Below are 4513 nucleotides of genomic sequence, written 5' to 3' on the forward strand. Positions count from 1 at the left end.
CGGCCCTGCGTCAGCGGTGGCGCGGGGCCGATGAGATCCTGGCCAGAACCGCCCGGCACATGGGGGATGCCAGTGAGTTGCTGGACGAAAGGGCGGAGGAGGATGCGCAAGCCTGTGGTGTCAGCGCCCAACGATTTCCTCTTGCCGGGTTGGCAGCGTTGCGACCGGCCCGGCAACGTAACCTGTTACGCTGGTGGCTCCACGGGCAGGGGGCCAGTGCGCCCAGTGCTGCGGTGCTTGCCGAATTGCTGGCCCTGCAGGATGCTGCCGAGGACAGTCAGGCCCAGGTGGAGTGGGGCAGTTGGGCAGTGCGCCTGTTCCGACGGGCACTGTATTTGCTCCCCCGTGAGGCCCTGGCGCCCTGGCAGGGTACCTTGTCCTGGCCGCAGGGCGCGCCGCCACCATCACTGCCATCCTGGCAACTGTCACCCACAGCCGGGGAGGGCGCAGTAAGCCTGATGCGCCCGCCAGGTGATCTGACCCTGCGCCCCTTTACCGGTGGCACGCGCATGCTGCGCAACGGTATGCATCAGCGCATCAAGGAACTGTGGCGAGCGGCCGGTGTGCCCCCCTGGCAGCGACATCAGTGGCCTCTGTTGTATCGGGGCGAGACGCTGGTATCGGTGCCGCTGGTGGGGTTGGCGGATGGTGAAGAGGCGGCGAGCTGTGAAGAATGGTTTTTGTTGCCGCCCCCTCGTTAGCCATCTGAAGTGATCATTGCTCCGCGAGGCTGCCAGCCTGTTTTTTTACGGTGGGCTTAGTGCACCCTAACAAGCGTTCCTGATTGGCCAATGTCCTACAGGTTTGATCAACGCTGACTGATATAGCAGGGGACGTCAGGTCTGTACCTTTGGATCATCGACCTGCAAGCAGGCAGCCATGACCCTAGCCAGTTTGCTCCGAACTTCGCCTGATTAGCCAAGAGTATCCATGCAAGAAGCGCAACAATTACTGCAACAGATATTCAAGCTCCAGGGATTCCGTCCCGGCCAGCAGGCGGTCATCGAGGCGCTACTGGCTGGTCGATCGGCCTTGGCGGTGTTTCCCACTGGCGGCGGCAAGAGCCTGTGCTATCAGTTGCCTGCATTGATGCTGGATGGACTTACACTGGTGGTGTCGCCGTTGATCGCGCTGATGAAGGATCAGGTGGATCAGCTCAATCGGCTTAATATCCCGGCGGCACGACTGGATTCCAGTGTGGATGCCGGAGAGCTGCAAGCGATTTATCGGGGGCTGGATGATGGCACCATCAAGCTGCTTTATGTGGCCCCGGAGCGGCTGGCCAATGAGCGCTTTCTGACACGGCTGAAGCGCCTGTCCATCAGCATGATGGCCGTGGATGAGGCGCACTGTGTGTCCGAGTGGGGGCATAACTTCCGTCCCGATTATCTGAAATTGGCGCAGCTGGCCCGGGATCTCAAGGTTGGCCGGGTGCTGGCACTGACGGCCACGGCCACTCCCCAGGTGGCAGAGCAGATTTGCGACAGTTTCGAGATCGCCAGGGCGGACCACATCCAGACCGGTTTCTTTCGCCCCAACCTGGCCCTGGCAGTGCGCCCTTGTGGCACCGCCGAGCGTGATCAGTACCTGCTGGAGCAGCTCACCAGCCGACCTGCCGAGCCCGCCATCGTTTATGTCACTTTGCAGAAGACCGCCGAGACTGTGGCGGCCTTTTTGCAGAAACAGGGATTGAAGGCGCAGGCCTACCACGCCGGGCTGAAAGACGAGCCCCGCCATCAGGTGCAGGAGGCGTTCATGGCGGGGGAGACCGACATCGTGGTGGCTACCATCGCCTTCGGTATGGGCATCGACAAGGCGGACATCCGCGCCATCTACCACTACAACCTGCCCAAGTCCCTGGAAAACTATATGCAGGAAATTGGCCGGGCCGGGCGTGACGGACAACCATCCCACTGCCTGTTGCTGGCCAACCCGGATGATCTGACGGTGCTGGAGAATTTCACCTATGGGGATACACCGGACAGTGAGTCCCTGTCTGCGCTGATTCGTTGGCTGCTGGGACAGCCGGCGCAATTCGATCTTTCGATTCATGAGTTGTCCGGGCAGTTCGATGTGCGGCCTCTGGTCATCAACACCTTGCTCACCTATCTGGAACTGGAAGGGGTGATTCGCGCCACGGCGCCGTTCTATACGGAATACAAGGTGGCGTTCCAGACATCGCAGGAAGAGATTCTGGCCGGCTTCAACCCGGAGCGGGCCGCTTTTCTGGAGCGCCTGTTTGCCACTGGCAAGCAGGGACGGATCTGGCTGACCCTGCGGCCCATCGACGCCGCCCAGGCCCTGGGTGATGACCGCCTGCGGGTCCTCAATGCCCTGAATTATCTGGAACAGCAGCAGATGATCGAGTTACGGGTCGCCGGCGTGCGCCAGGGCTATCGGATGCTGAACCCGCCAGCGGAATGTGAGCCCTTGATCGTGCGGATGCAGGAGCAGTTTGCCCTGCGCGAGCAGCGCGATATCCAGCGTCTGCAGCAGGTGTGTGACTGGGCGGGGAGCTCTGGCTGCCATCAGCAGGCATTGGTCGGCTATTTCGGCGAGACGCTCGCCCAGCCCTGTGGTCATTGCAGCGCCTGCCTCGGTGAGCAACAGGCGTTGCCATCACGTGGCCGCACAGCACCGGACCCGGCAGTGATTCAGGCCACCCGTGAGGAAAACCATCAGGCTCTGAGCACACCCCGGCAGCTGGCACGTTTCCTTTGCGGCATCAGCAGCCCAAGAGCCAGCCGCGCCCGCCTGGGGAGGCATCCGGCGTTCGGCTCGCAGATGGGTGCGCCGTTTTCCGAGGTGCTAGCCGCTTGCGAGAGCGCCTGATGCCGGGAACGTACGGTGCGGCTCGGTAGGAGTTTCGAGGAGCGAGTTGCGAGTCACGAAAGGTCGGCTCGGTTTTGCATTTCGCAACTGGCACCCTAACAACTCGCTGGGCCTGATAAGTCGCAGCAGACGTCGGAATAAGGCCTTAGGCGATCCGGGTGAGTTTGTGCCGGGTAACGTGCTGCACCACTTTTTACGCTCCCGGACGCGATTCCGATTGAGGCGCACGGCGCCTTCTGTTAATATTTTCTCCCGTCCTGATGTAGCGCAAGCCCCTGAATTTTCAGGTGTTCAACCATCACTTGCGTAGCTGGCCAACCCGATTCAGAAAGCCCCTTGCCCGTGTCATGCGTGCAGGGTGTTTTTTTATTGGTGCCGGTTACACTGGTGAGAGTGCTACCAACCCACTAGCAATCTGGTGAGTGCATGTCACGTTTCATCTTTGTCACCGGCGGTGTGGTGTCGTCTCTGGGTAAGGGGATCACTTCAGCATCCCTGGCCACTTTGTTGGAAGCCCGCGGCCTCAACGTCACCCTGATCAAAATGGATCCCTACATCAATGTGGATCCCGGCACCATGAGCCCTTACCAGCACGGTGAGGTATTCGTGACTGAAGACGGCGCCGAAACCGACCTGGACCTGGGTCACTACGAGCGTTTTATCCGCACTCGCTTGAGTCGCCGCAACAGCTTCACCACCGGCCGTGTCTATCAGGACGTGCTGGACAAGGAGCGCCGCGGTGAATACCTGGGCGCCACCGTGCAGGTGATCCCCCATATTACCGATGAGATTAAGCTGAAGATCCGCGAAGGGGCAGGGGATGCGGACGTGGCCATCGTGGAAATCGGTGGTACTGCCGGTGACATCGAATCCCTGCCGTTCCTGGAAGCGGCGCGGCAGATGCGTGTGGAGCTGGGGTCCAGCCAGTCCCTGCTGGTGCATTTGACCCTGGTGCCCTATATCGCCACCGCTGGCGAGATCAAGACCAAGCCCACCCAGCATTCCGTGAAAGAGCTGCGCTCCATCGGCCTGCAGCCGGATATTCTGGTATGCCGTGCGGATGACCCGATTCCGCAGAGTGCCCGGGACAAGATCGCCCTGTTTACCAACGTGGAAGCCCGAGCGGTGATTTCCTCACCGGATTGCAAGACCATCTACCAGGTGCCCCGTGGCATGCACGAGCAGGGCCTGGATGACATCGTGGTGGAGAAGTTTGGCCTGGATCTGCCGGAGCCGGATCTGGGCGAGTGGGATCGAGTGGTGGAAGCTCAGCTCAATCCCGAGAATGAAGTCACCGTGGGTATGGTGGGTAAGTACATCGAGCTGGTCGACGCCTACAAGTCGCTCAATGAAGCCCTGATCCACGCCGGCATCAGCAACCGTGCCAAGGTCAACATCCTTTACCTGGATGCGGAAGATATCGAACGTGAAGGCACCGGCGTGCTGGAAAATCTGGACGCCATCCTGGTGCCCGGCGGCTTTGGGGACCGGGGTACCGAAGGCAAGATCGCTGCCATTCGTTACGCCCGAGAAAAGAAGGTGCCATATCTGGGTATCTGTCTTGGCATGCAACTGGCGGTGATCGAATACGCCCGCCACGTGGCCGGCATCGAAAAGGCGCACTCTTCCGAGCTGCGCCCGGATACGCCGGACCCGGTGGTGGGCCTGATTACCGAGTGGA

General features: G+C 60.9%; 3 protein-coding genes. All 3 read left to right on the forward strand.

Annotated elements, in window-relative coordinates; genetic code table 11:
- The coding region (gene tilS, locus HUJ17_RS01505; RefSeq protein WP_290509041.1) for a tRNA lysidine(34) synthetase TilS at window positions 1-701 on the forward strand (701 nt) is incomplete at its 5' end.
- Window positions 702-930: 229 nt separating this feature from the next.
- Window positions 931-2832, forward strand: a complete 1902-nt coding sequence (locus HUJ17_RS01510; RefSeq protein WP_290509042.1) for an ATP-dependent DNA helicase RecQ — start codon at window positions 931-933, stop codon at window positions 2830-2832.
- Between the two features lie 426 nt (window positions 2833-3258).
- The coding region (locus HUJ17_RS01515) for a CTP synthase (protein WP_290509043.1) at window positions 3259-4513 on the forward strand (1255 nt) is incomplete at its 3' end.

Source organism: Alcanivorax sp. (assembly GCF_014762765.1).
Lineage (GTDB): Bacteria > Pseudomonadota > Gammaproteobacteria > Pseudomonadales > Alcanivoracaceae > Alcanivorax.

Coding starts and splice junctions, on each gene's coding strand:
- HUJ17_RS01510 (WP_290509042.1), top strand. CDS start 931: ATGCAAGAAGCGCAACAATTACTGCAACAGATATTCAAGCTCCAGGGA.